General features: G+C 55.2%; 29 protein-coding genes, 1 other RNA gene and 2 pseudogenes. 20 read left to right on the top strand and 12 right to left on the bottom strand.

Features of this window, described 5'->3' with window-relative positions; all coding sequences use genetic code 11:
- Positions 1 to 120 precede the first annotated feature (120 nt).
- The 3 genes from AC07S6_RS11640 (at position 121) to AC07S6_RS11630 (ending at position 2334) form a co-directional block, all read left to right on the top strand.
- The gene (locus AC07S6_RS11640; protein WP_003194233.1) at positions 121 to 399 is read left to right on the top strand and encodes a PA2433 domain-containing protein; all 279 of its coding nucleotides are present in this window, start codon (positions 121 to 123) and stop codon (positions 397 to 399) included.
- Between the two features lie 94 nt (positions 400 to 493).
- Positions 494 to 890: a transfer-messenger RNA gene (gene ssrA, locus AC07S6_RS11635) on the top strand.
- A 187-nt stretch (positions 891 to 1077) separates the two neighbouring features.
- The gene (locus AC07S6_RS11630; protein ID WP_495112355.1) at positions 1078 to 2334 is read left to right on the top strand and encodes an integrase domain-containing protein; all 1257 of its coding nucleotides are present in this window, start codon (positions 1078 to 1080) and stop codon (positions 2332 to 2334) included.
- 382 nt (positions 2335 to 2716) lie between these two features.
- Here the strand turns inward: AC07S6_RS11630 and AC07S6_RS11625 are convergent, their stop codons facing one another.
- Genes AC07S6_RS11625 through tnpA form a run of 4 tightly spaced genes read right to left on the bottom strand, consistent with a single transcriptional unit; the run spans position 2717 to position 5570 of the window.
- Positions 2717 to 3298: a plasmid pRiA4b ORF-3 family protein gene (locus tag AC07S6_RS11625; RefSeq protein ID WP_495112354.1), complete on the bottom strand. Its 582-nt coding sequence runs from the start codon at positions 3296 to 3298 to the stop codon at positions 2717 to 2719.
- 3 nt (positions 3299 to 3301) lie between these two features.
- A complete protein-coding gene (tnpC, locus tag AC07S6_RS11620; RefSeq protein ID WP_495112353.1) occupies positions 3302 to 4807 on the bottom strand; it encodes an IS66 family transposase in 1506 nt (501 codons plus the stop codon).
- 35 nt (positions 4808 to 4842) lie between these two features.
- Positions 4843 to 5187, bottom strand: coding sequence for an IS66 family insertion sequence element accessory protein TnpB (tnpB, locus tag AC07S6_RS11615; protein WP_495112352.1), 345 nt, complete (start codon positions 5185 to 5187; stop codon positions 4843 to 4845).
- A complete protein-coding gene (tnpA, locus tag AC07S6_RS11610) occupies positions 5184 to 5570 on the bottom strand; it encodes an IS66-like element accessory protein TnpA (RefSeq protein WP_495112351.1) in 387 nt (128 codons plus the stop codon). Before tnpA ends, tnpB begins: the two co-directional genes overlap by 4 nt.
- Positions 5571 to 5786: 216 nt before the next feature.
- On the opposite strand from tnpA, the gene AC07S6_RS11605 reads away from it, so the two are divergent.
- From AC07S6_RS11605 to AC07S6_RS11565, 9 genes and pseudogenes are all read left to right on the top strand, one after another.
- Positions 5787 to 6476 (top strand): GntR family transcriptional regulator, encoded by a 690-nt coding sequence (locus tag AC07S6_RS11605; RefSeq protein ID WP_495112350.1) that lies wholly within the window; start codon positions 5787 to 5789, stop codon positions 6474 to 6476.
- 30 nt (positions 6477 to 6506) lie between these two features.
- Positions 6507 to 7466 carry a chlorinating enzyme gene (locus tag AC07S6_RS11600; RefSeq protein ID WP_492616703.1) on the top strand — a complete coding sequence of 320 codons (960 nt, stop codon included), beginning with the start codon at positions 6507 to 6509 and terminating at the stop codon, positions 7464 to 7466.
- A 25-nt stretch (positions 7467 to 7491) separates the two neighbouring features.
- Complete coding sequence (locus AC07S6_RS11595) at positions 7492 to 7761, top strand: phosphopantetheine-binding protein (RefSeq protein ID WP_495112349.1); 270 nt, start codon at positions 7492 to 7494, stop codon at positions 7759 to 7761.
- 4 nt (positions 7762 to 7765) lie between these two features.
- On the top strand, positions 7766 to 8533 hold the full coding sequence (locus tag AC07S6_RS11590; RefSeq protein WP_495112348.1) for a thioesterase II family protein: 768 nt from the start codon (positions 7766 to 7768) through the stop codon (positions 8531 to 8533).
- A complete protein-coding gene (locus tag AC07S6_RS11585; RefSeq protein WP_495112347.1) occupies positions 8520 to 10115 on the top strand; it encodes an amino acid adenylation domain-containing protein in 1596 nt (531 codons plus the stop codon). The genes AC07S6_RS11590 and AC07S6_RS11585 overlap by 14 nt, the downstream gene beginning before the upstream one ends.
- Positions 10102 to 10572 (top strand): YbaK/EbsC family protein, encoded by a 471-nt coding sequence (locus AC07S6_RS11580; protein ID WP_057711097.1) that lies wholly within the window; start codon positions 10102 to 10104, stop codon positions 10570 to 10572. The genes AC07S6_RS11585 and AC07S6_RS11580 overlap by 14 nt, the downstream gene beginning before the upstream one ends.
- Positions 10573 to 10585: 13 nt before the next feature.
- Entirely contained in the window at positions 10586 to 11716 is a 1131-nt protein-coding gene (locus tag AC07S6_RS11575) for an acyl-CoA dehydrogenase family protein (RefSeq protein WP_495112346.1), read from the top strand.
- 21 nt (positions 11717 to 11737) lie between these two features.
- A complete protein-coding gene (locus tag AC07S6_RS11570; RefSeq protein ID WP_495112345.1) occupies positions 11738 to 12352 on the top strand; it encodes a LysE family translocator in 615 nt (204 codons plus the stop codon).
- A 75-nt stretch (positions 12353 to 12427) separates the two neighbouring features.
- Positions 12428 to 12695 (top strand): annotated as a pseudogene (locus tag AC07S6_RS11565) (hypothetical protein); the annotation flags it as partial.
- Here AC07S6_RS11565 and AC07S6_RS11560 read toward each other — a convergent pair.
- The 5 genes from AC07S6_RS11560 to AC07S6_RS11540 form a co-directional block, all read right to left on the bottom strand.
- Positions 12625 to 12894 (bottom strand): hypothetical protein, encoded by a 270-nt coding sequence (locus AC07S6_RS11560; protein WP_495112344.1) that lies wholly within the window; start codon positions 12892 to 12894, stop codon positions 12625 to 12627. The pseudogene AC07S6_RS11565 and the gene AC07S6_RS11560 overlap by 71 nt on opposite strands.
- Positions 12894 to 13874, bottom strand: coding sequence for an integrase domain-containing protein (locus AC07S6_RS11555; RefSeq protein ID WP_495112367.1), 981 nt, complete (start codon positions 13872 to 13874; stop codon positions 12894 to 12896). The genes AC07S6_RS11560 and AC07S6_RS11555 overlap by 1 nt, the downstream gene beginning before the upstream one ends.
- Positions 13858 to 14211 carry a hypothetical protein gene (locus tag AC07S6_RS11550; protein WP_103392131.1) on the bottom strand — a complete coding sequence of 118 codons (354 nt, stop codon included), beginning with the start codon at positions 14209 to 14211 and terminating at the stop codon, positions 13858 to 13860. Before AC07S6_RS11550 ends, AC07S6_RS11555 begins: the two co-directional genes overlap by 17 nt.
- Entirely contained in the window at positions 14198 to 15604 is a 1407-nt protein-coding gene (locus AC07S6_RS11545) for a YfjI family protein (RefSeq protein ID WP_495112343.1), read from the bottom strand. The genes AC07S6_RS11550 and AC07S6_RS11545 overlap by 14 nt, the downstream gene beginning before the upstream one ends.
- 1067 nt (positions 15605 to 16671) lie before the next feature.
- Positions 16672 to 17208, bottom strand: a complete 537-nt coding sequence (locus AC07S6_RS11540) for a LasR-specific antiactivator QslA (RefSeq protein ID WP_495112342.1) — start codon at positions 17206 to 17208, stop codon at positions 16672 to 16674.
- A 530-nt stretch (positions 17209 to 17738) separates the two neighbouring features.
- Between AC07S6_RS11540 and AC07S6_RS11535 the strand changes: the two genes are divergently transcribed.
- Complete coding sequence (locus AC07S6_RS11535) at positions 17739 to 17861, top strand: hypothetical protein (RefSeq protein ID WP_495112341.1); 123 nt, start codon at positions 17739 to 17741, stop codon at positions 17859 to 17861.
- On the opposite strand, the pseudogene AC07S6_RS11530 reads toward AC07S6_RS11535, so the two are convergent.
- From AC07S6_RS11530 to dbpB (AC07S6_RS11520), 3 genes and pseudogenes are all read right to left on the bottom strand, one after another.
- Positions 17855 to 17941: pseudogene (locus AC07S6_RS11530) on the bottom strand (6-carboxytetrahydropterin synthase); the annotation flags it as partial. The gene AC07S6_RS11535 and the pseudogene AC07S6_RS11530 sit on opposite strands and share 7 nt — an antisense overlap.
- A gap of 45 nt (positions 17942 to 17986) precedes the next feature.
- Positions 17987 to 18424: a hypothetical protein gene (locus AC07S6_RS11525; RefSeq protein ID WP_495112340.1), complete on the bottom strand. Its 438-nt coding sequence runs from the start codon at positions 18422 to 18424 to the stop codon at positions 17987 to 17989.
- A gap of 32 nt (positions 18425 to 18456) precedes the next feature.
- Positions 18457 to 19512, bottom strand: a complete 1056-nt coding sequence (gene dbpB, locus AC07S6_RS11520) for a DGQHR domain-containing protein DpdB (RefSeq protein WP_095974524.1) — start codon at positions 19510 to 19512, stop codon at positions 18457 to 18459.
- A gap of 181 nt (positions 19513 to 19693) precedes the next feature.
- Here dbpB (AC07S6_RS11520) and AC07S6_RS11515 point away from each other — a divergent pair, with 181 nt between their 5' ends.
- Genes AC07S6_RS11515 through AC07S6_RS11485 form a run of 7 tightly spaced genes read left to right on the top strand, consistent with a single transcriptional unit; the run spans position 19694 to position 25892 of the window.
- Positions 19694 to 20629 carry a hypothetical protein gene (locus tag AC07S6_RS11515; protein ID WP_495112339.1) on the top strand — a complete coding sequence of 312 codons (936 nt, stop codon included), beginning with the start codon at positions 19694 to 19696 and terminating at the stop codon, positions 20627 to 20629.
- Positions 20626 to 21747 carry a DGQHR domain-containing protein DpdB gene (gene dbpB, locus AC07S6_RS11510; RefSeq protein WP_029290753.1) on the top strand — a complete coding sequence of 374 codons (1122 nt, stop codon included), beginning with the start codon at positions 20626 to 20628 and terminating at the stop codon, positions 21745 to 21747. Before AC07S6_RS11515 ends, dbpB (AC07S6_RS11510) begins: the two co-directional genes overlap by 4 nt.
- Positions 21744 to 23042, top strand: coding sequence for a tRNA-guanine transglycosylase DpdA (gene dpdA, locus AC07S6_RS11505; RefSeq protein ID WP_495112338.1), 1299 nt, complete (start codon positions 21744 to 21746; stop codon positions 23040 to 23042). Before dbpB (AC07S6_RS11510) ends, dpdA begins: the two co-directional genes overlap by 4 nt.
- Positions 23039 to 24094, top strand: a complete 1056-nt coding sequence (gene dbpB / locus AC07S6_RS11500; protein WP_495112337.1) for a DGQHR domain-containing protein DpdB — start codon at positions 23039 to 23041, stop codon at positions 24092 to 24094. Before dpdA ends, dbpB (AC07S6_RS11500) begins: the two co-directional genes overlap by 4 nt.
- Positions 24095 to 24121: 27 nt before the next feature.
- Complete coding sequence (gene queC, locus AC07S6_RS11495; protein ID WP_495112336.1) at positions 24122 to 24826, top strand: 7-cyano-7-deazaguanine synthase QueC; 705 nt, start codon at positions 24122 to 24124, stop codon at positions 24824 to 24826.
- Positions 24823 to 25455: a 7-carboxy-7-deazaguanine synthase gene (queE, locus tag AC07S6_RS11490; RefSeq protein ID WP_495112335.1), complete on the top strand. Its 633-nt coding sequence runs from the start codon at positions 24823 to 24825 to the stop codon at positions 25453 to 25455. The genes queC and queE overlap by 4 nt, the downstream gene beginning before the upstream one ends.
- Positions 25455 to 25892, top strand: a complete 438-nt coding sequence (locus tag AC07S6_RS11485) for a 6-carboxytetrahydropterin synthase (protein ID WP_495112334.1) — start codon at positions 25455 to 25457, stop codon at positions 25890 to 25892. Before queE ends, AC07S6_RS11485 begins: the two co-directional genes overlap by 1 nt.
- Positions 25893 to 25894 lie beyond the last annotated feature (2 nt).

Raw genomic sequence — 25894 nt, 5'->3', positions numbered from 1 at the left:
AACCCTCGCGCGCCGGCGCACTCATCTGCATAGGCCTCGACAAACGAGGCCCATCAGTGATGTCGCTGGCAGCGGTTGCACGCCAGCAGCGTCGAGCCCTTTTGCGCAAGGAGACACCCTATGAAGCGTTCCGCTCTTGCTGGCTTGTTCATGACCGCTGCGATGCTCGCCTCCCCCGCTTTCGCCGCCAGTGACAAAGACCTGTGCCAGATCAACCTGGACAAAATCAACAACGGCAAAGCCCTGCTCGCCACCGACACCAGCGGTAAAAGTGGCGAAATAGACACCGCCGTCTCCCAGGCCAAGGCCGCCCACGCCGCAGGTGATGAGAAGAAGTGCATCGAAATCACCTCCAAGGCCCTGCAAGACCTGCAGAACAGCGAGAAAGGCGGCCAGTAAGCGAGAGGGCCAACCTTCGGGTTGGCCTTCGCTGACGTTTTGGCGTACACTGCACAGGCTTGTCACTCACTAAGAAACAACGAGTTACAAGCACGGGGCCGTTTAGGATTCGACGCCGGTCGCGAAACTTTAGGTGCATGCCGAGTTGGTAACAGAACTCGTAAATCCACTGTTGCAACTTCTTATAGTTGCCAATGACGAAAACTACGGCCAGGAATTCGCTCTCGCTGCGTAAGCAGCCTTAGCCCTGAGCTTCTGGTACCTTCGGGTCCAGCAATCACCAGGGGATGTCTGTAAACCCAAAGTGATTGTCATATAGAACAGAATCGCCGTGCAGTACGTTGTGGACGAAGCGGCTAAAACTTACACAACTCGCCCAAAGCACCCTGCCCTTCGGGTCGCTGAGGGTTAACTTAATAGAAACGGCTACGCATGTAGTACCGACAGCGGAGTACTGGCGGACGGGGGTTCAAATCCCCCCGGCTCCACCACTTCATCATCTAAAGACGTCCACGGACGTCTTTTTTTGTGCCTGAAATCCAGTAAATACGGGGGCTTCAGGGCCACGGGAAGCTTTCCAGGCTTTTTGAGTTCCAGGCAGTTTGGTATTCCCAATGGTATTCCCGGCTCCCCGGCGCTAATCTTGGGAATACCAAAAGGTGTCATGGAGTACTTCTCATGTGCGCTCAAACCACCCGTCTCTCCGACCGCCAGCTCAAGGCGGTCAAACCGAAAGACAAGGATTACGTCCTCACGGATGGCGACGGGCTCCAACTGCGAGTCAGGGTCAATCGCTCGATGCAGTGGAATTTCAACTACCGGCATCCCGTCACCAAAAATCGAATCAACATGGCACTCGGCTCTTATCCCGAGGTTTCTCTTGCGCAAGCGAGGAAGAAAACCGTTGAGGCCAGAGAGCTGCTTGCACAGGGCATCGATCCAAAAGCTCAGCGCAATGAGCTACAGGAAGCCAAACGAGCGGAAACGGAACACACCTTCGAGAACGTGGCCACCGCCTGGTTCGAGCTGAAGAAGGATTCCGTCACGCCGGCGTATGCCGAAGACATTTGGCGCTCCCTCACACTGCATGTTTTTCCGAGCATGAAATCAACGCCTCTCTCCGAAGTCAGCGCCCCAATGGTCATCAAGCTCCTTCGTCCGATTGAGGCCAAAGGCAGCCTCGAGACAGTTAAGCGAGTGAGCCAGCGCCTTAACGAGATCATGACCTACGGGGTCAATTCCGGAATGATCTTTGCCAACCCTCTCAGCGGCATTCGAGCGGTGTTCAAGAAACCTAAGAAAGAGAACATGGCAGCGCTACCACCAGATGAGCTTCCGGAGCTCATGATGGAAATCGCGAACGCCAGCATCAAGCGGACGACCCGCTGCCTGATCGAATGGCAGCTACACACTATGACCCGCCCTGCCGAAGCGGCGACTACCCGATGGGAAGACATCGACTTCGAAAAACGCATCTGGACCATCCCTCCGGAGCGAATGAAAAAGCGTCGTCCGCACACAATCCCGCTGACCGAACATGCACTCTCGTTATTGGAGACGCTTAAGCCCCATAGCGGCCACAGGGAATATGTGTTCCCGTCAGATAGAAATCCGCGCACCCACGCGAATAGCCAGACAGCCAACATGGCGTTGAAACGAATGGGCTTTCAGGACCGCTTAGTCAGCCACGGCATGCGCTCCATGGCCAGCACAATTCTGAATGAGCATGGATGGGATCCGGAGCTAATCGAAGTCGCGCTGGCGCATGTCGATAAAGACGAAGTTCGGAGCGCCTACAACCGGGCGGATTACATAGAACGCCGGCGTCCGATGATGGCCTGGTGGAGTGAACATATCCAGAAGGCGGCCATGGGCAGCCTATCGGTATCTGCCATTAACCAAACCCGGGACCGCAATGTTCTCCCGATACGCTGAAGGCTCACGTGATGATAATGGAGCTCGCGGCTGGCGCCGAATCCTTTCCTTGCCTGTGCTGCTCATGCTAAGCCCCTAAACATGGGAAGGCTCCGCATTCCCATGTTTAGGGGCTCATTGGTGAATGACGCGGATCGGTCTAGTAGTAATTGACTCACTGCTTGCCTTTACCAACTGAACAGCACTGAAAATTCGATCTGTTCTTATAAATAATTACTACTCATTGGCTGATGGAAATTACCTGCCTCCACGAGCCACATCATCCCACCACCCAATGACCACGCTTCACCCGAAAGGCGACTAGCCATCGCCTCAGACCTGCTAATCCTCTGTTTACGTGGGCCACAGCATGGTAACCGTCCGCCCGACACCCTCTTGCTGATCAGACCTTCGCCTGCTTCAACCATTGATTGACCCGCTCGCAGTCAAACGCCGTCGGATCAAACCCATCATCCCCATACCACTCCGACATTGCCTCATGCTCAGGGTGATTCGGATCCGCCAACGCTGCCAGAAAATCGTCATACCCAGGCGCACCACCAATGTCTTCCGGCGGGCGTGCATTAGCCCCATCAATGCAACATGGCACTTGCGGAAAAATAATTGCAGGCAAGGTTTTCTCGACCTTAATCCGCAGCTCCCAGTTGTCGCCGAAGTCATAGACATAACGAAACGTCTTCTTCCCGTACAACACGCTGATCAGCTTTTTACGCTGCTCTGAAATCACCGGCGGGCCCCAATCAGGATCAGGAACGCCATAACTTTCACCATCAATTTCAAACTCGTGCAGGTGCGTGTCGCTCCAGCCAAACACCGCCTGGATGACCTGATGCAATTTGTTCAACGTGATGTTTTCAGGCACTGCGACCCGGCGCCAGATCGAAGGCTTTATCCATTTAAATTCGATGTGCAGTATCAGGACTTGGTCGGTTTTAACCACGGACAGGTGAGATTGTTTGGGCATGGATCAAGCAGCCTCGTAGTGTTCGAGAGGATTAAGAGATACGTTCCAGGGCAGCAGTTCCTCTACCCGATTGATGGGGTGGTCGGCGATTCGCTCCAGCACATGGGTCAAATAGGTTTGCGGGTTCAGGTCGTTGAGTTTGGCCGAGCCTACCAGGCTGTAAATGGCAGCGGCGCGCTCTCCACCGGCATCGGAACCCACGAACAGATAATTTTTGCGGCCCAACGCGACGGCGCGCAGCGCGCGCTCGGCAGCGTTGTTGTCGATTTCAATTCGACCGTCATCGCAGTAGCGCACCAAGGCCTGCCACCGATTGAGGGCATAGAGAATCGCACCACCCACTGCCGATTTCTTCGATACTTGAGTCCGCGTCTGATTGAGCCAGGCGTGCAACTGCTCCAGCAGTGGGCTGGCTCGGCTTTGCCGAGTCGCTTTTCGCCGGTCGGGCGGCTGGCCGCGAACTTCACGCTCAATGGCATATAGCACCGCTATTCGTTGCAGCGCTTCGGCGGCAAGCGGTGAAGACTGGTCTTTGTACACGTCGTAAAACTTGCGGCGAGCGTGAGCCCAGCATGCCGCTTCCTGAACACTGCCCGAGCTATACAACTGAGCAAAACCGGCGTAGCCGTCGGCCTGCAAGATCCCGCTGAAGTCTTTGATGTGCGAACGGGGATGTTGCCCCTTGCGGTCCGGCGAGTAAGCAAACCAGACCGCCGCCGGCGTCGTGTAACCGGCGGGACGGTCGTCACGCACATACGTCCAAAGCCGCGCCGTTTTGGTTTTGCCGGTACCAGGTGCGAGTGCGCTAATCGGTGTGTCATCGGCGTGGATTTTATGGCCGATCATGACATGACGGTTGAGGGCGTTGATCAGCGGTCTGAGCAACTGGCTGCTTTGGCCGACCCAGTCGGCCAAGGTCGAGCGCTCCAGATCCACGCCCTCGCGGGCGTAGATCTCGGACTGTCGATACAAAGGAAGATGGTCAACGAACTTGGACACCAGCACATGAGCCAGTAACCCCGGGCCCGCCAGGCCCCGGGCTATCGGGCGGCTTGGCGCAGGTACTTGGATGATGTGCTCGCAGCAGCGGCAAACCAGCCTGGGCCGAACATGGCGAATCACCTTGAAACGGGCCGGAACGTACTCCAGCACCTCAGACACATCCTCCCCCAACTGACGAAGCGTCCCGCCACAACCGGAGCATTGCGGATCGGGCTGATGGACATGGGTTTCGCGGGGGAGATGGTCAGGCAATGGTTTACGGCGGGAAACGGTGCGCGGTGCTTGCTCAGTGATCGGCCTCACTTCGGCCTGGTTGACCTCCAGCTCTTCAAGGCTCAACTGGAGTTGGTCGATCATCGCGTCCAGTTGCTCGGAACTGCGACCGAACTGCGTACGCCGCAATTTGGTGATCATCATTTTCAGGCGCTCAATCTCTGCCCGCTGGGCAGAGACCAGGGCCTTTAAGGCGTGAAGATCATTCGGCAGGGCGTCGGTCATGTGGGTCATGGCCGAATGTTACTAAGGATTTTCAGCGCGTAAAGTCAGACTGCAAGGACGGGTGCTGTACGAATTGGCCTGCGCCAATCAATGCCTTCCAGCAGCATCGATAATTGCGCCGCCGTCAGCGACACGCTGCCGCTGGTTGCCTGGGACCAGACAAAGCGGCCTTGTTCCAGGCGTTTGCAGAACAGACATAAGCCGTCGCCGTCCCACCACAGCAATTTGATTCGATCACCGCGCCGTCCGCGAAAGACAAAAATCTGGCCGGAGAAGGGATCGGCTTCCAGCTGTGTTTGTACCAACGCTGCCAATCCATCGAAGCCACGGCGCATGTCGGTGACGCCAGCGGCGATCCAGATACGGGTTCCAGCGGGAGGTGCAATCATCGCAGCAACTGCTGCAAGGTGAGTTGCAAGGTCTGTGGATCAGGCGTGCCAGTGATACGTAGCTTGGCTTTTCCTACTTCTATAAGGATCTCGGAATGGGGTTCTTGCGGTAGCGGCGCGGGTGGCGACAATTCAATAGGCGCGTCAATAACTTCAACGGGTAACAGCGTTGCCCCCCGACTGACCGGGCCGAACACCCCGTCTAGGTACTGCTGCCGCCAGCGAAAGACCATGTTGGCGTTAACGTCGTGTTCGCGAGCGATCAACGACACGGAGACACCCGGTTGGTATGAGGCTTCGACGACCTTGCGCTTGAAAGCGGGAGGGAAGTTCGGGCGGCGACCAGGGCAACGAGGGGGAGCAGTATCCAAAGTAGTGTCCACTAAAAATGGTGTCCACTATCTTGGCAAATTGGGAGGGCTCTCAGGAGAGGGTGTTGGGCGGACGGTTACACAGCATGAGACACGCTTGGATAGCAAGAATTATGCTGTTAGGACCTCCCTGATCCCTCGTACGCACGAACGCCCTAAGATATTGACGCAACTGGAGAGCTGCATTATAAATTGGCTCCAGGATCCAATGAGAAAAATGAGAATACATTGAAATCAACAGCAGACCTTAAAAATGCTTTCCCTGAAATAAATGCTCAGGTCCCGCTATCAAGAAATCTTGTGGAGGAAACGTTAAGGGATGGGATTTTGAACGGTCGCCTGGCGGGCGGTACAGCCTTACGGCAGGAGGAGATAGCCCGCATGTTCGGCGTTAGCCGTATGCCTGTCCGCGAGGCGCTGTTGAAACTTGAGGCTCAAGGGCTGGTACGAAATGTACCCAACAAAGGCGCCATCGTACTTCAGATGAATGTTGCCGATGCCGTCGAAACATATGCCATACGCCTGTTGCTTGAGCCGGAGGCGTTACGCCAATCAATTCCCAATCTGTGCAAGGAGGATTTCAAACAAGCTAGGGAACACATTGTTGCTATGGAAAGTGAAACAGATTTGGAGAGCCTTGGACGCCTCAACAGGCTATTTCACATGTCTCTATATCGACGCACGCCCAACAAGAAGCTGCTGCGTCTGATCGACATTGAATTGCAGGAAGAGGAGCGCTTCTTGCGACTTCACCTCTCGGCTATGGGGCTGGGAGAAATGGCACAGGACGACCACAAGGCATTAGTGTCGCTTGCTGAAGCCAGAGCCCCCGAAGAGGCGGCCTCTGTGTTGCGCCAGCACCTTCAGCGGGCTTGCGACACATTCAAAAACTATCTGGAAAAACAGATGACCAGTTAAAGCACGATCCACAAACCCGTGAGGTGTCAAATGGAAGAACAGGTACGTTCCCCTGACCTAGATTTTAGTCTCAGCCAGAATGAATTGGAGAAGTTCCACCGTGACGGTTACATAGGGCCTTTCGACCTCTATCACAAGGACGAAATGGAGCGCAGCTTACAAGCTCTACGGCCCAAACTGCTCAACACCAAGAAAGCGATCTATAGCCAGGACAAGGCGGTGTCAGGGATAACGAACCTGTCCAACTATGACCGTCACCTGGACGTCGACTTCCTCGCAGAGCACATTACCCGTCCAGAAATCGTCGATCGGGTGTCGAGCATCCTTGGGCGTGACACACTTTGCTGGCGCACCGAGTTCTTTCCCAAGTACCCCGGCGACGAAGGCACCGACTGGCACCAAGCCGACAATTTTTCTAACGTTGCCGGCTCCAAGCATCCTCAAATAGTCTGGCCGGAAGACGCCCAGTTCGGCGGCACAATCACCGTCTGGGCCGCATTCACCGATGCCACCATTGAAAATGGTTGTCTGCAGTTCATTCCCGGTACTCACCGGACCATGAACTACGACGAATCGAAGACCATGGATTACCAATCCGACGCCATCAATAAGATGGAAAAGGACGGCGTCCGTCGGGGCTTCTTCGGTTATGACTATCGACAACTGCAGAAAGACCCGAACTGGAAGCCCGACGAGTCCCAGGCCAAATCCATGGTCATGCGCCAAGGCCAGTTCATCATTTTCTGGTCGACCCTTATGCATGCCTCGCACCCGCACAACGGCCTGACCGACCAGATGCGCCTGGGCTTCGCCGCCCGTTATCTGCCGACCTCAGTGCAAGTCTATCCGTACTCGAACACTCTCGAGGAATTCGGCGGCCAGGCCAGCCTGGACAAGTTCGGTTGCGTACTGGTGTCCGGGGATAATCGTTTCCCTCACAACCGTTTTGTCGATCGCACCTGCAACGGCTTCCAATTCCCGCGGCGCTGAGCCAGATAAAGAAGGAGAACAGAGCATGAGCAACGTAGGAGAAATCGGCAAAATCGAGGTCTGGTTGATTAATACCTGCCGCGAATTGGGGCTACGTATGGAAAATGCCAGCAGCGACTTCTTCGCTGCAGGAGGCACGTCACTCAGCGCCATCCGCCTGATAGCGAAGGCTGAGGAGCATTTTGGCGAGGACAGTTTGCCCCCCGAGGATCTCTTCGCACAGAGCCTTGTAAGTGACATTGCTACCTGCATTCAACGTAACGCAAAACACTTTAACGCCCTGACGGAGATCTGAGGATATGTCCGGGCAAGCATACGATGAGCGCTGGCTTCTGGTGCCCCGCCCCCGGATTCGTCCGCGCTTGCGTCTGATCTGCTTCCCTTATGCGGGAGGTAACCCCGATCTATTTCGCAGTTGGGTAAATGGTTTGGACGCAGACGTGGAACTGCTCGCTGTACGCCTGCCCGGCCGAGGTTCCAGAATCAAGGAAACGCCGTATGAGGAATGGTCGCCACTGATCGAGGACTGCCTCGAGGTGCTGGAGCCCTACCTTAATGCCCCCCATGCGCTCTATGGGCACAGCTTCGGCGGACGCCTGGCCTACGAACTGGCTCAGAAAATCCGCTATCGCCATCCCGGCCAGACCCACCGGTTGTTCGTCAGCGGCTGCCGCAGCCCGGCCAGCCGACAAGCGCAGCCTTATCTGCATCAACTCTGCGCCGAGGATTTCCATCAAGCCCTACACACCATGGGCGGGACGCCGCTGGCGGTACTACAGAACGAGATTCTGATGCGCCTTATGCTCCCAGCGCTGCGCAGCGACATGCGGCTCTCGGAAATTTGGGAAGACTGGCATGAGCAACCGTTGGAGATTCCCATACACGCCTATTTCGGTCGCCACGACCCGATCGACCGACAAGCCAGCATGGCAGGTTGGTCCATGCATACCTCGAAAGAATTTGAGCTGATCGAGATCGATGGCGATCACTTTTTCCTCGACAGCCATCGCCATCAACTGCTGCACAGCTTGACCACTCGAATGAGGAATCAGCATGCAAACGCTTGAGCTCACCCCTTCAGCCTTGGCGCTGCACAATCAAGTCAACCAAACCCACGTACCTTATCCGGACCACCTATCGGTCGGCGAGTTGTTCTCCCGCACGGCAGCGCGCCACCCGAACGCCATTGCCATATGGCATCAGGATCATGAGTGTAGCTATCAACAGTTGAACACCCACGCCAACCACTTGGCGTGGTACCTGTTCGCCAAGGGCGTGCAACCTGGCGATGTAATAGCCGTCAGCCTACCGCGCAGCACCGAACTGATCGTGGCGCTCCTGGCGATCCTGAAGGCTGGAGCGAGCTACCTGCCCATCGATGCGGGTTGGCCGGAACAACGTATTCATGAAGTGCTAGGACAAGCATCCTGCGACTACCTGATGGGAAGCGAAAACACCAGGCACGACACCCGCTTTTCCCGCTACCACGTGTTGGCACCCAGTGCTGTTGCAGAAGCGACTGAGGATCGAGGCAACCCGCCGCTCACAATCGAAGCCGACGCCATCGCCTACATCAACTTTACCTCCGGCTCCACAGGCAAGCCCAAAGGCGTGCCTGTCCCACACCGGGGCATTACCCGCCTGGTATACAACGCCCGCTACGCCTGCCTGGACGAGAACAGCAGGTTGCTGCAAATGGCGCCTGCGACCTTCGATGCGGCCACCTTCGAAATCTGGGGTGCCCTGCTGCTCGGCGGCACCTGTGTGCTTTACCCGGACGTGTACATTCGCGCGTCGCGGCTACAGCACATCCTGCAGACGCAAAAGATCAGCGTGCTGTTTCTGACCACAGCCCTATTCAATACCCTGATCGACGAAATGCCACAGGCGTTGGACAGTGTCGGTACCGTCCTCACCGGCGGAGAAGCACACTCTCTGCGGCATATGGCCAAAGCCCTGGAGCGATACGGGCCGGGACGGATCGTCAGCGTCTATGGCCCAACAGAGAGCACAACATTCGCGACGTACTATCCGCTCTGCGAGCTGCGCGACGAAGATACCGCCCTCCCCATCGGCTTCCCGATCCAGAACACCCGCGTCTACCTGATTGACCAGGATCGCCTCTGCGAACAGGGTCAAAGCGGCGAGGTTTGTCTCGCCGGACCCGGCCTTTCGCCAGGCTACCTCGGACTGCCAGACGTCAACCGCGAGCGCTTCTTTGAATGCCTGATCGGCGAACGCCAGGAACGGCTCTATCGCACCGGGGACCGAGGCTACTTCCGCGGAGACGGTGCGATAGTCTTTCAAGGACGTATTGATGACCAGGTGAAAATCAACGGCTTTCGAATCGAACTGGGGGAAATTGCCTACCATCTCAACCGCCATCCGCAGGTGCGGCAAAGCGTCATTACCGTGACTGAATCACCGCAGGGCGAGAAGGCGCTGGTCGCTTTCGTGATCGCCGTCGACCCCTCGTGTTGCCCGGAGCAATTGCGTCTTAGCCTGGCCACGCAGCTGCCGGCCTACATGGTTCCACGCCACATCCAACTCTGCGAAATCCTGCCGCTGTCCGCCACCGGCAAGATCGATCATCGGCGACTGCTATCTACGCTTCATCCATCGGGAGAACCCGCTTATGACAATCAGTAAACGCGCTCAGCAATTCCAGGACACCCTTCACGAGCGCGGCCTCGACCTGACCGTTCAGGAATTGCCGGACTCGACCCGCACTGCCGACGATGCCGCCCAAGCGCTGGGATGCGAAAAGGCCCAAATCGTCAAGTCGCTGATTTTTCGCACCCGCGACAATATCCCGGTGCTGGTACTGGCAAGCGGGCCGAACCGAGTGAACGAAAAGACCATTTCGCGGCTGGTCGGCGACAAGATTTTCAAGGCAGATGCTGACTTCGTCAAAGAGGTGACCGGCTTCACCATCGGTGGCGTTCCGCCTCTCGGACATAAGCAAGAGCTGAAGCTGTTCGTCGATGAAGACCTGCTAACGTTCGACGAGATTTGGGCCGCAGCCGGTACCCCTAACGCCGTATTCAGAATTCCTGGCTGTCTGACAGACATCATCTCGGCACACCAAGTGATCTCGGTGAAATAAAAGCGAACCGACTATGCCCAGCCCCTATCTGAGCGACAGCCAACGCAACTTCGCCCTACAGGTGCGCCAGATCCTGCAGAGCCAGCTTCTGCCAATAGCAGACGCTGCCGAAGAACGTGGACATCTGTGCGAAAACGCCTGGCAGACCCTGGCCGAGCACGGCCTGCTAGGTTTGCCACAGCGTGGCGAAGGCTTTCTGGAAAGCGCTGTGTTCCTTGAAGAGCTGGGCGCGCTGGGGTACGCCGGTATCCGTGCGTCGGTTGGGGTGCATGCCTACATGGCCAGCGCCTACCTGGAGTTGTTCGGTAGCGAAGAACAAATCCAGCGCTACCTTCCTGGCATTCGCCAAGGACGGATCATTACCGCCTTGGCTATCACCGAAGAACACGCCGGAAGCGATCTCAGCCAGATGCAATGCAGGGCGCTCCCCTCGGCTAACGGTTTTATCGTTGAGGGCAGCAAACGCTATATCGCTAATGGTTCCCGCGCCTCCTTGATCGTGACCCTGGTGCGCAGCGGCGAAGGCCAGCACGCACTGGGCAGCAGCAGCCTGTTACTGATCGATGGCGACAGCCCGGGGCTGGTGCGCACGCCGCACCCCATGCTTGGCTGGTGCAGCGCCGACGTCTGCGATCTCGACTTCACCCATCTGGTGGTGCCGGCCTGCAATGTGCTCGGCAAATCCGGCAAGGGCCTGCTCTACCTGATGCAGGGCCTGGATTTCGAACGCCTGGTCGCAGGGCTTCTAGCCCTCGGTGGGGCCCACCACAGCATCCGTGTACTCGACGGGTTCGTGCGTCGACATCAACTCCAGGGCAGCCCACTCAGCGACAAACAAAGTGTCCGGCACCGTCTGGCAGACCTCGTCGGCGAACAACAAATCCTACGGCACTACGCCTATCAGGTGGCATGGCAGCACAGCAAAGGCCAACTCGACACCCGCTCCGCCTGCATCCTCAAACTGCGCGCCACCGAACTCGCTCTCAGCGCCGCGCAGGCTTGCGCGCAACTGCATGGTGCGCAGGGCTATCAACTTAACTCCGAGGTGGCACGCGTGTATCGAGATGCCATGGCCGGCACTATAGCCGCCGGTGCGAGTGAACTGATGCGCGACATGATCTTCGACAGTACGCCAGCAAGTTGAATATCCAAAGAGGCAATCACCATGGACATGGTCAATTTTCTCGGACTTTCACTGCTGCCAATTTTATCGCCCGGCCCCTCGACGATCCTCGTGGTACGTAACAGTCTGCGTTACAGCTGGATGTTTGCCGTGCGACGCCTGCTTGCCGACCTCGGCGGTACATTGATCACCGCCACTCTTCTGCTTTATGGCCTGGGCGCAGTGATTGCGGCTTCAAACCTGCTCGTCGTAAGCATCCAGTTAGCAGGTGCCTGCTACGTTCTCATCATCGGCATAAGGATTTTGAGGCATGCATATTGGCCAAGCCCCTATAGCCTTGACACGGCACACTGTTTCCACGGTTCTTGGCTAGAGGCTTTTTTTGCGGGATTGCTCAATCCCAAGACCTTGGTATTTTTCCCCCTTCTGTTTCCCTTGCTACTCGGGGAAAACAGGTCCCATTTGACGATCGCATTACTATATTCACTAAGCTATAGCCTGCTCAAAGGACTGGTTTTATCGGTTGCCTCTGGAGTTTTCCTGCTCGCTAAAAACTGGTTGCGCCCACACTTACGCCCAGCCAATGGGACTCTTGGTGCCATATTGATCGCTGCAAGCTCAATCTTTCTGGTGAAAATATCGATCAGCCTGTGGTGAATAACTGCCCTTAGAAATCACCTACCCTATTCTGATGATAAGGACGATGTTCCCTATTTAAAAATATGCCCCCTCTTGGTCAGTCACGGCATCCGCTCCATGGCTAACACCATCCTGAACGAGCGAGGGTAGCGTTCGGAGCTAATCGAAGTCGCGCTGGCGCATGTTGATAGAGATGAAGTCCGAAGTGCCATACCGGGCTAATTACAGCGAACCCCGACACCCAGTGAATACTGCGCACTCCATCCTCACGGGCTCACGCTTAAGGTCTATCAGACAACCACGACTTTTGCCTTTCTACGGCGGATCAACCCCGCTGTTAACTCGTAGTAGTAGATGGTAGCTGGAGCTGAGCATCGCAAATAGTGCTCCAGAAACCATCTCACGTGTTTGTCCCTCCAGGACCAGGGAGTCGCGCAACCCCAGCGTTCACAAATCGCCTCATGCATCCTTTCTGCTTGCCTGATGTGCCGCTGCCGCGTGGCATGCGCACCTTTGAGCACAGGGCTCAGAAACAACGCTATGTCGAACTCGGGCTTCATCACCGACCTCCGATGTAGGCGCTCACCACATCGATGCGGTTATGTCCCAACTCATGGCTGATCTGCTGTCGTGCACGGTGATCAAGCTCCGGATCTTCTCGATGAACACGACCGCCATTGACGGGGGCAGGGAAGCCGGTCATTTGCTCATAGCGCTCACAGGCGTACGCCGCCCGTAGCTCATGAAAACCTTTCAACCCCTGCTCATGCAGGAGGTCCCGTGCCGGTCGCACAACGGCCCGCATAAAGTCTTTGTAGCTTTCGTCGGGCGCCAACAAATTCCGGCTGCCCTTGGGTGAAGCCTCGCTGGCCCTGTCGAGGGCGCCACGAACTTGATCCGTGACCGCAATCCAACGCGGTGCCGATGCGCCTGATCGACCGCCTTTGGTGCCGTCCTGGATATTGATCTTGCCCAGTTGCCGAGCCTCACGTTGCAACCGGGGCAAGTCCGCCAAGATCGCTTCACGCAGGCGCATGCCGGTCTCCCGAGCAAGGAGCACAATGGCACTCACCCTCGATTGCTGGCCTCGCTCTGACAACGCCTTTGCGATCAACTCGACCTGGACACAGTCTTGGCCTTGCGGGGCCTCACTACGCACGCTTGAGCGCTGCAAGCCAAGCGCCTTACTTGGACTCGGGATTTTGACGTATTGATCACCGCGCAGCGCAGCCATCGTTCGGTTCACGCTGGACAGTCGGTTCTGCGCGGTAGCGATGCCGACGTTGCCCTGATCAACCTGCTCCCGCACGTGGACGGCGTACCGCATTAGGACTTCGCGGTCGATCTGTCGCGCATCATTGAGCCTCGGCCCTTCCTCGGATAGACACCAACGCACGAAGGCCTGCCAGCGATCACTATGGGCTTTGACGGTAGCAAAATGGCCGTCGCCAAACAGGTCTTTCAGTGCTTGCGGTCCGGCATAGCTGAGCTGGCGACCGAAGCCGAAATTGCGCCCTGCTCGCTTACCGACCCGAGCCATTTTTCTGTTCCTGATCGGCTGCTGCGAGATCATGCAAAAGGGCTCGCCAGTGCGCACTTACAATCGCGAACTGAGCCCAATCAGTCGGGCGAAAACACAGCGTGTTGTCGGTGACGTAAAGATGCGCGCCCTGCTCTTCCAACCATTGGATAATGGAGGTCGTCGAGGTGATAGTTCTATGGAGGGTGGCGACACCGGCGACACCGGCGACAACCCTTGCCTTGCCTGCCTTTGAGCGTGGCGACAAAGTGGCGACAGTACCGGCGACAAATCGCACTTTCGGCTCCTTTTGGCGCTGAGCCAGATGGTTGCGTAGCGCTTCATCAAGATTGAACATGGCGCACCTCAAAGGTGTGGCCATCGGTAATCAACCACTGATGATCAAGCAACTCGACCAGCAGCTTTGCGGCATGACGACTGCTCTTGCGGGCAAAGCGGGGACCGTTGCGATTCAGATCTCGAATACTGAAGCGCTTCCAATCCTTGACCTGCAGCCAGCGCAACAGCCGGTCCGCCTCTTCTTTTACCCTGCACACCGGCTCCTGCTCGGTCAGGCGCTGGATCTCGGAGAGGTAGTAGCCAACTAAGGCCGAGGCCCGCTGGATATGGTCGACCTCCACGACACTGCTCTCCTCCACAACGGCCAAAATGCCGGCGACGCGCAAAAGGTTGTCGGCGGCCTTCGAACCGCTGGGCCGCACGCTGGCCAGCTCGCCAAACTCACCCAGTTGAGCTTCGATAGCATCATGCAAATCAATCCAGCGACGACGCGCGAGCGGACTGAGGCTCAGCTTTGACAGTTGCAAGGCTCCGTCAGCGGAAAGTGACCAAGGCTGATAAAACAGAGCCGAAAGGCGGTGATGATAGCGCTTGAGGACAGCGTCTTTGGACAAGTCGACAGCCTGGTAGCTACGTTGCCCGGCTAGACTGGTGGGCCAGGTCATCAAGCAGCGCCCTAGAACGCCCTGCCCCTGCAGCAACGGGTCACTGAGTAACTGCATGGCCAAATACGGTTGCAGCATCAGGTGCAGGCTCAAGCGTCGGTCATAGGCTCGCAAGCTTTCACCAACCATGGAACGCGCGCGATCTATCGGGCTGCCATCCCAGAGTGACGACAAGGTCGTGACCGCTTTCAAACGGTTATCCCGACTCATGGTGCTGCTGCCGAGGAATTGTCCACCTTCATCACAGAACAGACCCATGCTAGGCAGGTCATGACAGAGCCCCTTGATCAGGGCCTCGATAGTCGGGTCCGTGGTGATCAGTCTAGGGGCTGAGGGCTCCGCTTCGAGCGACATTCCGTTTGCGGGCTCAGGATCGCCAGGCTTGATACGCTGCGCGTGTCGCTGTGCGGCACGGTACCGGGCAAGTTGTTCGCGATAGCGCTGCCACTGTTCACGCTCCCATTGCCGTGCCGGCAGCAATGCACATCGGTCTGCGGCGGTCTTGCGATCACCTGACGCGGCCACCGTGATCAGGTACAGCGACAGGGGATAATTTCTCCCGTCGAGCTGTAAGCCCGCATGACCTTGAGTGGCCAGCGCCGAGGCACCCAACACTGATTGCGCGGCCAGTGCCTGGGCCACGCCGATGACCTCGGCCATTCGCTCTACCGCAGGCCCAAGAATCCCACCCAGTGCCTGCACCGGATAAGGCTGGGCCACGGGATTCGACTCAATCAGCGGTCGAGGTGGTTGCGGTAGTTCAAGCTTCGGATCTAACTGCTGCATGGGCCCTCTCCTCGTTCATTGCTGGTTGTCCTCACGTAGTCCCGCCACGGACGTTGAGTGTTATCAGGGATCAAGGCCCCTGCAGCCTGTGAGGTGTTCACTGACGTGGAACGAACGGCTCCTTATGACCGGGAGCAAGGGCATGACCCCATGAATCTGACCTCCTTAGACGCATCCGAAGATGCGGGCGGGTGGAGGCTGTACCGACTGACGAGTTCGACACCTGGAGATCCTGAGCGGGAGAAGGCAACAACATCGACACCTGGGGCATGCCTGATTGTCAGTCAGGTGCAGTCTTTCCATAGGCTGCGGCACCGGCGCCTGTGTCGTTGCGGATTACGACGAATCGGATTTGTCAGGCCGATTGTCACGAGGAGAGATGCGGCAATGCCTTTTGCGACGGGGCTTGCAGCAGTGGTACGAGTGCCCGTCTCTTTCCAGAAGAAAGAGACGGGCACAGTCTGGCGCAGCGAAGTGCGTCGAGAGGTGAGGTTGCTGCAGCGCAGCGAGGAGGGTCCATCGTCTGCCGCAGTGGACAGATAAGTCGAGTAGGCATCCTTCACTCTTGGGGAGTGACCGTGCGAGCCGCCGGACGCTAATCGCACTTCGGGAGAACCACCACACAAGTGGCGTAGCCTTAAAGGTTCTGGCTACCTGGGCAGGTGCTGTCAACGACAGCGATCCGTGCGCCAATTTTTATACTCACTCGAAAAGGCGGTCAAGCGTCACTGCCGAAGTGCTCAGAAAGTGGCGACTGTCGCCAGTATTGTCGCCATGCTCCAAGCCACGTTCTACGTGGGTTGTCGCCGGCGTCGCCGCTGTCGCCAAACCTATATCCATGCCCAACGAAAAGATTCGCACATACACTGAAATGGCGCTGCGCTTGATAAAGGTTGCAGGGAATTACTGACGGGGGAAAGCAAGCGTGGCGCTCGTCAAATTGAAAATGGGAGGGTGGAACGCCGCGGCTTCGAGAAAAGCGAATGAACCCTCCGATCGGCGCGATCAAAGATCGCTTGATCGGAGGGTTTGGCGGGAAAAGCAAATCTCAAACGTCAATTACAGACTCAGGCATCAAAGCGGGTTGATTGAGAAGTGACGGCCTCACGTCGCATGATCAGCGTCTGCTGCAACCGAAGCAAAAAACCTGCTTCAAATGCTTCTTGGGGATCACCTGGACGATGATGCTTTCGGTTTTGCGCCAGTGCCCACCACAGCGGCAATGATGAGCCATCGAGCCAGGTCTCAGCGCACCGAACGCCGTCCTCAATCATCGGGCGGAATTCATTTCCCCATGGTGTTCGAAGACCAGGACAGCCTTCAGCTGAAGGGACAGAGACGTACTCACCAACCTGTTGATGAACGCGCTGAGCTGGGATACCGGACAAACATCGAAACGCCTTGTCGAACAACACAGCCGCGTCATCCAACAACTCTACCGCCAGTTCAACATCCTGTGGAAAATGAAGCAGGACGCTCTGTGCGCCATTAAGCCGAAGTATTGCAGCCTGCCGTAGTTTAGTCGCTGCATCTTCAGGGGTAAGCGATGAAGTATCGATGCTGTTAGGTTTGGGGAGGCCAATGAGAAGCGAAAGATCAAACATCGCGGAATCCTCCGAGATAGTTTGCAGCTTGAATCATTTGACCGGGGCGGCGCACGAGCTTAAAAGGGGGACAGGTCATTTTCCTTATCTCCTTGGTTTGATTAAGGATTGCCATCCACCGTTCTGACGCGGCATAGGGTGGCAAACCGTACGGGGGTCAGAAACCGGAAACCAAGGAACCGGCCAGGCCGAAGCCTGCCCCGCACGGTCCGCCATAGAAAAGCAGCAGCTAGCGCACGAAGCACTGGCTGTGCGGAATGGAAGAAACCACGCCTTGGTTTTGATTCAGGTTCTGACGCCCGGTCGCGGGATTGACCACGACGGAACAAAGCGTAAATGTGAAGCGGCGACAACACAAGCATGAGTGTCAATAAGCGCTGCATTCGAACGGGACCTCATAACAGGAACTAACGTTCGCCGGAATCTATAGACTATGGGAAGCGAGCTACCACGCAGCGTTTTTCATTTCCGACGCCGACCGCAGTGGTAGAATCGGAAACGCTATACAAGACACCCTCTCGAAAAATGGTATGACTACAGAGTTGACGGAAGAAGAGATGCGTCGGGGGCTATTCGGTGAGCCTGAGGCCCCGGCCTCAGTGATCGACACCCACGAGCAAGACACTGCACCGGAATTTGTGATCAAGGAATGACCATGCAGACGCCCACATTTGTGCCCTTCTGGAACATTGGGCAGTCGATTAGCGGCCTCAAAAACGAACTCTTTAAAAATCTACAATGATTCGCCCAGTATCTCACGCGATAAAAAATAGCAAGACTAAACCTTCCAAGACTCAAGATCGATGCATAGCGTTTCAAACAAAAACTCTACAACTTTGGCTCGCCCCTCACCCAGCGCTGATGCAATGGTGATGACGGAAACCAAAATGGAGTTAACAGTGTGTAAATCGGCGACATCGCTCAGGCAACTTAATATTTCTTCAAACTTCCCCAACATAGCAGTTTGGGAAAAATTTAATGCCTGCACCACATGGGTAGATGGCGTCAGATAGAGAATATTCGCACGCGTCCGCAAACCGTAGGCTTCAGTCAGCATGCCATACCCTTCCGAAGGGAAAGCTTCGTCCTGCCCTGCGAGCCTCCTCAATGCCTCCTGAAAGGCCATGGACAGATGAAGAATGACTTCAGAGAACTCTTTTACACTGGCGTCACTGGCCAGCGCTGGAGACAGATCCGAGGAAACCAAAGTAGTCATAATGCCTCCTAAATATAAGTAATGAGCACCAGTTAGCTAGGTACGAGTTCCGAACTTCGAACCACCCTTGTCAAATGATCAGTCAAAAGATGAATATCACCATGCAAATTCTGAACGCCATTCCATGGCCGGTTGCCTGTTTTAAAGGACCACTCTCCCGAATCGAGCGTCCAAGCTGTATATCCTTGTAGCTTTCTAAGGCCTAACTTGAATACTGGGGCCAGTGGCGCTCCTGTAGCACACAACTGCTCCATGACGAACCCCATGGAAATAATCCCCGCGCTATGGACGAGACGAGAGCTTTTAGGGGTGTGACCATGCCAAGCATTTCCAAACACCTCCTGGACCGCCTGGAAAAACTCACTGATGGCCAAGAAACACCGATCCTCACCTCCCGACAACTCAATCACCTCCCGGCAGTAACCGTCAGATAGGGAATTCATTACCAGTTTCTGGAGCGACGTATCACCGATGACCCCCGAGGGGTTGGTATGCTGCTTAATCTGTCCTTGCAAAGAAGATCGATCGTCATAATTCAGCATTTCCACGATGCGGGCTGCGCGGGCGCGAGAAGTCATTCTGAATGGAAGGCCGCTGACAGACGGGAGCAGTTCATATACCAGCGACTTCGGTAATGGACTGGTGTTGTTGACGAGAATGAATTGCCGGCGAAGCTCTTCCTGATTTTCACACACAAGAGCAGACACCAGTAGCTGGAACGAACTCCCCTCGAGCCCAGCTAACGCAGATAGGCGCTGCTGACCATCCACAACGAACCCTGGAGGGCCGGATGAAATATCCACCTCAATTTCTGCATAGGCTCCATTTCCTTCCACCACCCGGACTCCACTGGTAAACGCTAACACCACAGCATTGGGCATTACCGCATCGGGACGGGAGAGGTAGTCGCGGATCTCTCGTATGTGCTTGGACACCTGTGGCCGCTGAAAACCATGAAGGGCGCCACGATCATCACGCTTGACTCGGTCGATGCTAGCGATCGCCAAAATCTGCTCAACGGTAGCCGCAAACGATACCACTTGGTGGGTCGGGCTCTGTAACGCCTTGATTGCGCTGAACTTAAGCAATGAGTCTCTTCCTTCATAGAACGGCCCCCCAGAAAGAGGGGTAGCAGCAGTATTGAGGCTCTTATACCAACCCTTCCGCATAAAAACTAGCCTAAGCGCATTGGCCCATACAGTTATTAAATGGTAAATTGTCAGCCTCAGATAAATGCAACACCCGTCAAAACAGGCCTACAGTTTTCCCATGAGAACCGTCATCATCACCAACTGCACCAATCGAAAACGTCTCGACGGCCTGCCGCCGGTGGTGCTGAACGACGAGTGTTATTCATCGATTGCAGCCATGGCAAAGGCGTGGAAGGGGCAAATAGACGAGCGTCCCACCACTCTGATGGCATCTTCACTTTACGTGGGTAGAAGCGTTTCTGACGCGAGGCGCGTAGCAACGAAGTTGGACGCAAAGCTAATGTTTGCGTCGACCGGCTTAGGGTTGATTGAAGGCGATCAGAGATGTCCACCGTACAACCTGACGGTGGCTCAGGATCCGAATTCTATCATCCCACGTCTCAAAAAATTGGGTGTGCGCGCATCAGATTGGTGGGAAGCCGTGAATGTCACCCAATCAAAGGGAAGCGCCTTAGCGGACCTCGTCAGCCAACCCGACATCGACTTGGTGCTCATTGCCCTCTCTTCAAACTATGTCCAGTTGATAGGCGAAGACCTTGGAAAAATCAGGGGCACGCAGATCGACAAGCTCAGAATATTCACTTCGCGCCCAGGCATCGAGATGCTTCCCAGCCATTTACTACGCATCGCGATGCCCTATGACGAACGCCTTGAAACCTCAACACTACCAGGCACGCGCAACGATTTCCCTCAGAGAGCCCTGCGTCATTTCATTGAGATTCTTGAACTATCAAGTGCTCCTGCTGAGATCGCTCGAAAGAGCGTCAGCGCGGCGATGGATCTTTTATCCCTAGCAAAAACGACCATCCGGCGGCGCGCATCGGACAGTGAAATTGCCTACATGCTTGAGTGTGTGTGGGCTGACTACCAAGGCAGTTCCACCCGATTGTTACGCTACTTAAGGGACGACGCCCTGGTGTCGTGCGAGCAATCGCGCTTTCGGAGGATCTGGCAGGACATCAAAGGTCAAGACAGCATAGAGAGCAAAGCATGACGAGCGAAGATGCGATTGTGGTGCGTGCACTACGCACCACGCAAGGCGACAACCTTGATGTGTATGCATTATTCATCAGGGGATCTGACCTGGTCCGAATTGCCGACATCAGTCGCCTGTCGCGCGAAGACAGCAGTCCCCTCAAAGGTTTTCAGCGCCCCGAGATTAAGAGTCATGTCAAAGGGATCACTGAGTACCTCAATCAGGGAAATGTACTTTTTCCCAATGCAATTATCTTGGCGCTGTCTCCTGACCTGCGTTTTGTTGCAGCACGCGGAAGCAAGCCGACAGGCGACGCGGGGCTATCGCAAGCGGGTACCCTGACGATCCCTATCAGGGAGGAAGGAATGAGGTCTGCCTGGATCGTGGACGGGCAACAGCGCTCATTGGCGTTGGCGAAAGCGGCCAATTCGGATCTTCCTGTGCCAGTGATCGGTTTTGTATCCGACAGCCTGACCACTCAGCGCGAGCAATTTATTCTGGTCAACAAGGCCAAACCCTTGCCCACTCGACTGATCAACGAACTACTGCCGGAGACAGGCAGCATCCTTTTACCCCGTGAACTGAGTGCTCGCAAAGCACCAGCTGAGTTGTGCGGGCTTCTTAGCCGCGATCCCAACTCCCCTTTCCACAAACTCATAAAGCGGTCGTCCGAGCAAAATAGCAAAGCAGTGATCACTGACACCGCTGTAATAACGATGATCCGCAATAGCATCAGTAATCCGTTAGGGGCGTTGGCCCCCTACACCTCCAGCACCGACGGTGCGGCGAACGTTGAGTCCATGTACAACCTACTGACGACCTTCTGGCGGGCAGTGCGTGATACGTTTCCAGAGGCGTGGGCACTTGAATCCAAGAGCAGTCGACTCATGCACTCAGCGGGGATCATCGCCATGGGAGTGCTTATGGATCGGATCTACGCCAAAATCGGTGGTCAGCGCGAAACCTACGAAGCCGTGCTACAAGAACTGGCCAGAGTTGCCCCTTACTGCGCATGGACAACAGGTCAGTGGCCGATGATTAATGTCCAGTGGAATGAAATCCAAAGCACCCCTCAAGATATCAAGGCGCTGCAAGAAACCTTGATCCGCCTCTATATGACCAGCGCTCACCAATGAAATTTTTATACGCCGACACCCAAGACTACGTAGACCCGGACTACGATTTCATCAACGATCGAAATGCGCCGGGCCGGAAGAGATACTGGGACGACCAGTATGCGCACGAAATGATGACCCCCGTCCCTTATGATGGGCTCTTGGTCTCGATGAGCGCAGTGCGACCTGCAAATGGCGTCGCTAATTCAAAGGTTCGGTACTCGACTTCCGAGCAGCAGCGCTTCCTCAGAGAAGGCGCGCGCAAATTTCTACGACTCGATGGCATTCAGTTCAAAGATACGATGGTCCTAGGTGACTGCGGGGCTTTCGCCTATGTAGAGCACCCTACCCCTGCGTATAGCCCAAGCGAAGTAGTAGAGTTCTACTCAGATGCGGGATTCACCCATGGTTGCTCGCCGGACCACATCATATTCAACTGCGACTCCAGCAATCCTCCAGCGCTGAGCCAGTCGGAAGATGTGCTGTTTCGGTACGAAATCACGCTCAAAAATGCGCAAGAGTTTCTGCGTTTAGTGAAGGAGGCGGAATGGCCTTTCGAACCTCTTGGAGCGGTACAGGGTTGGTCTCCTCAAAGCATGGCGAACGCTGCAAAACAACTCGAAGACATGGGATATCGCTACTTGGCGATCGGAGGTCTAGTACCTTTGAAAGTCGATCAAATCCATGAGGTTCTGAAAGAGCTTCGAGCGGTCCTTAAGCCCGAGACAAATATTCATCTGCTGGGGTTTGCTAAAGCCGAGAACATCCATGAATTCACCGGATATGGCATTACCAGTTTTGACTCAACCTCCCCCCTTATACGCGCATTTAAAGATGCGAAGTGTAATTACTACATGGGCAACAATACAAGCAAACTGGACTACTACACAGCTATCCGCATTCCTCAGGCGATTGAAAATCCGCGCCTGATGCAAGGAATAAAAAAAGGCACTCTGAGCGCAGAAGAGTTACAAATCAAAGAAAAAGCGGCGCTGCTAGCGATCCGCGACTACGATAAAAATCTTCTCGACTTTGATTCTACCTTAGCCGTACTAGTAGACTATCTCCGACTGACTCTATCCGGCACGATATTGTCACCAATAGAAATGGAAAAAGAAATCGCCAAGCATGTCCGACTAATCTCACCCACGCTGCGAGATAAACCGTGGCAAAAATGCCAATGTTCGATTTGTCAGTCCGCGGGTATCGAAACCATTATCTTTCGAGCCAGCAATCGAAACAAAAGACGCGGATTTCATAATTTAGGCGTGTACCACCGCCACCTTCAGAAAACTCTGGAACTTTCGAAACAATGATCTATCGATTTAAGGGTGTGCGCGCCCAACAGGCCTCCGGGCATGATGTATTTTCGTTTGCGGCCACCCCAAATGAAATTTTAGAGTTTTCTGAAATTGAGAGAGTCGGCCGCGATGAAGAAGGCCACCTCAAAGGTTTTCAGCGCCATCAAGTCGCGTCGCACATCAGAGATATTCGTGACTATCTTCAGCGCGACGATGCATTGCTCCCTAATGCAATCATCTTAGCCTTTCTGGATGGGGTCACGATTAAAGACCTCGGCGAGGGTATTGTAGAAATCGTTATTGATGCTACCGAAGCCAAACCAGGCTTCGTGGTCGATGGACAACAACGACTCAGCGCCCTTGCGACGATGGAAAAGCCTGGATTCCAGGTATTTGTATCGGCATTGATTTGTAAAGACTACAACGAACTGCGGCAGCAGTTTGTGCTCGTCAACAATACGCGACCGCTGCCAAAATCGCTGATCTATGAACTTTTACCGACTGTTGACGGACTGCCAGAACGGTTCACCAGTCGTAAATTCGCTGCTCGTATTATTGATTTGTTGAATTTTTTGCCTAACTCTTCTCTATTTGGCGAGATCAAACAACATACGAATCCTAGAGGAGTACTAAGCGACATGGCGATGCAGAAGTTCGTGATGAACTCTGCGAATGATGGCGCGATTCGTAGCTTCATGAAGTTTGATGACTTTGAGGGGCGCAGCATCGAACTTATCAATAATTTCTTCCATGCAGTGCGTGTAGTTTTCAAATCGGAATGGGAGGGACTAGCGCCTAGGAATTCTCGCTTGAAGCACGGGGCGGGCTTGGTTTCCTTGAGTTTCGTTATGGAGTTGCTTTACTCAGATCAAGGCACAACCAGCAAGGAAGGATTTATCAAAGGTCTAAGACTTTTAAAACCTCATACGGCGTGGACAAGTGGCGAATGGCACATCTCTGCAACCGACCTACGCCCCTGGAACGGCATCCAAAACACGCCCACTGATATCGGATTGCTCACCAAGTATCTGACCGACAAACTCAAGCAAGAACTGAAACGGCGCTAAATCAGACCCAGTCCAGAGGAGAGCAGTATGCACAGCAAAGCCTTAGTTCTTTTTTCAGGCGGACAAGATTCCACCACCTGCCTTGCTTGGGCGCTGGAACGTTACGAGTACGTCGAGACCATTGGCTTTGATTATGGCCAGAGGCACGAAATAGAACTTGAGTGCCGGATAAATATCTTGCAGGAGATACGGAAGAGATTTCCGAACTGGGCTAAGCGGCTCGGTGAGGATCACGTGCTTGACCTCAGATTACTCGGACAGATCAGCGATACAGCGATGACAGGTGAGAAAACCATAGAGGTTGAAAAGAACGGACTCCCCAACACCTTCGTTCCCGGACGTAATCTGCTGTTCTTCACCTTTGCTGCAGCCATCTCCTATCGAAGAGGGCTTAGTGTGCTTGTGGGTGGAATGTGTGAAACGGACTACTCAGGCTATCCAGATTGTCGAGACAACACGCTGAAGTCGCTGCAGGTCTCGCTCGGCCTTGGCATGGATATGCCGTTAGTTATCGAGACACCCTTGATGTGGCTGGATAAAAGACAAACCTGGGAGTTGGCCAAAGAACTCGGCGGAGCTGGCTTTGTCGAGTTCGTTCAGGAAGAAACCCACACTTGTTACCTGGGTGATCGTCAGCGTCGACATGACTGGGGATATGGTTGCAACGACTGCCCCGCTTGCGAGTTGCGCCGAACCGGCTTCGAAGCATTCCTGCGAGATAACAACGCATGACCTACAGCATCAAAGAAATCTTCTACACCCTGCAAGGAGAAGGGCTTCGAGCGGGCCGACCAGCAGTGTTCTGTCGCTTTGCAGGGTGCAATCTTTGGAGTGGCCGAGAAGCCGACCGCTCCCAAGCTGTTTGCCAGTTCTGCGACACCGATTTTGTGGGTACGAACGGAACCTTGGGTGGCAAGTACCTGACCGCGGAGAACTTGGTCGAGCGAATTGCCTCGCAGTGGCCGGTTGGCCAAGCGCACCGTTATGTCGTGCTCACAGGGGGCGAGCCCTTGTTGCAGGTCGATGACGCGCTGATCGACGCACTTCATAACCAAGATTTCGAGGTGGCCGTTGAAACTAATGGCACCATCGCGGCGCCTGCAGGGATCGACTGGATCTGTGTCAGCCCCAAGGCTGGTACAGAGTGGGTACAGCGAAGCGGTGACGAATTGAAACTCGTTTACCCACAGCCGGGACTGCTGCCCGACACCATTACAACCAACGACTTTAAGTACTACCTATTGCAACCAATGGATGGTCCATTGCAACGCCAAAACACTCGGTCTGCGATTGCTTATTGTCAAGCCAACACCACGTGGCGACTGTCCGTGCAAACACACAAGATATTGGAGATCCGCTGATGTCCACGCCTGCAGTTGCTCGCCCCTACCCTTCGTCCGCCACTGAGCCTATGGTCAACTCGAATGGCACAATCTGCGAATTGTCGCAGCGGTTCTACTTCGAGGCTGCCCATACGTTGAATCGTGGCATAGAGACCGAGAGTAGCCGGCGCATCCATGGACATACCTATGAAGCGGAGGTCACCGTCGCAGGTCAACCAGATGCCAACTCCGGGATGCTCATTGATCTGGGCTACCTACGGAGCGAGATTGCCCGCGTTCGCGAGATGCTCGATCACCGATTACTTGACGAGGTGCAGGATCTGGGGCCGGCCACAATCGAAAACCTATGTGCGTTTATCCGTAAGCAACTCGAAGGTTCAGTGCCTAGCCTTTGCGCCGTGATGGTCGAGCGTCGCCTCAGTGGTGACCGTTGTGTGTTGCGTTGGACAAGGTGACT

The sequence above is a fragment of the Pseudomonas sp. GW821-FHT07B01 genome (assembly GCF_059419065.1).
This window is presented reverse-complemented; position numbering and strand designations above follow the sequence as displayed.